This window comes from Komagataeibacter kakiaceti JCM 25156 (assembly GCF_000613305.1).
The window spans coordinates 1-1,376 of record NZ_BAIO01000564.1 but is presented as its reverse complement, the minus strand read 5'-3'; the positions used below and the strand labels follow the sequence as shown (position 1 = coordinate 1,376).

Below are 1,376 nucleotides of genomic sequence, written 5' to 3'. Positions count from 1 at the left end.
GTGCTGGCGACCGACATCGACCCCTGGTCGGTGCGCGTGACCCGGCGCAACGCCGCCATGAACGGGCTGGCCACGCTGGTGGACTGCCACCTTGCAATGGCTGGTCCACGCCCGCCATCCGCCGCCATGCCCCCTATGACCTGATCTTCGCCAACATCCTCGCCCGCCCGCTCTGCGCCATGGCGGTCGATCTGGCCCATAACCTGCTGCCCGGCGGCACCGCCATTCTGGCGGGGCTGCTGAACACGCAGGTCCGCATGGTGCTGGCCGCCCACCGCCGGCATGGCCTGGTGCTTGAGCGCCACCTGCGCGAGGGAGACTGGGCGACGCTGATCCTGCGCAAGCCCCATGGCTGACCGCCCCGCGCTGCTGATCCGTGATGCGACGGACGCCGATATTCCGGCCATTGTCGAGATCGTCAATCACGCCATCCGCAACAGCACCTCCATGTGGGAAACGCACGAGACCACCGTGGCCGCCCGGCTGGAATGGCTCCATGCCAGCCAGGCCAGCGGCTACCCGGTCATGGTGGGGGAAATGCCCGATGGCAGCGTGGCGGGATACTGTAGCTGGAAAATGTTCCGCCCCTTTTCGGGCTACGTGCATACGGTCGAACATTCCGTCTACATCGCCCCGGCCTACAAGCGGCAGGGCATTGGCAGCGCATTGCTTCAGGCGCTGTGCGACCGGGCGAAGGCGGAGCATGTGCATGTGATGGTGGCGGGCATTACCTCCACCAATGTCGCCTCCCGCCTGCTGCATGAACGCTTCGGTTTCCAGCATGGCGGACTGATTCCCGAATGCGGCATCAAATTCGGCCGGTGGATGGACCTGCTGTTCCTGTACCGCATCATCTCGCATTCCTGATTCATAACGCCCGCAAAGGAAGCTCCCATGCCCCAGGCCCCGAACCGCCTCGACGCGCTGCGCGCCGCCCTGAAGCAGATGGGGGTGGATGGCTTCATCCTGCCGCGCGGGGATGAACATCTGGGCGAATATGTCGCCCCCTGCGCCGAGCGTCTGGCATGGCTGACCGGTTTTACCGGCAGCGCCGGAATGGCCGCCGTCCTGCCCGATCGCGCCGCCGTCTTTTCCGACGGGCGCTACATCACCCAGATGGAACAGCAGGTGGACGGGGCGGCGTGGGAACGCCGGCACCTGCGCGAAACCCCGCCCGCGACATGGCTGGCCACGCATGGGGCCGACCGGCGAATCGGCTACGATCCACGCCTGATCAGTGAAAGCGCGCTGCGCCCCTTCATCGAGGCCGGGCTGGACCTGGTCTCGCTTCCCGCCAACCCGGTGGACCGTATCTGGACCGATCGCCCCGCCCCGCCCCGCACGCCCTGCGTGCCGCAACCGCTGCAATGGGCCGG

At 67.1% G+C, this 1,376-nt stretch carries 2 protein-coding genes and 1 pseudogene; all 3 read left to right on the top strand.

All coding sequences use genetic code 11. From position 1 onward, the window contains the following. Positions 1-356: pseudogene (locus tag JCM25156_RS16625) on the top strand (50S ribosomal protein L11 methyltransferase); the annotation flags it as partial. Next, positions 349-867: a GNAT family N-acetyltransferase gene (locus JCM25156_RS16620; protein WP_025814002.1), complete on the top strand. Its 519-nt coding sequence runs from the start codon at positions 349-351 to the stop codon at positions 865-867. The pseudogene JCM25156_RS16625 and the gene JCM25156_RS16620, both read left to right, overlap by 8 nt. Before the next feature lie 27 nt (positions 868-894). Continuing rightward, the coding region (locus tag JCM25156_RS25575; RefSeq protein ID WP_034960522.1) for an aminopeptidase P family N-terminal domain-containing protein at positions 895-1,376 on the top strand (482 nt) is incomplete at its 3' end.

Bases quoted from the DNA above. Each gene is read 5' to 3' on its own strand.
- JCM25156_RS16620 (WP_025814002.1), top strand. From the start codon at position 349: ATGGCTGACCGCCCCGCGCTGCTGATCCGTGATGCGACGGACGCCGAT.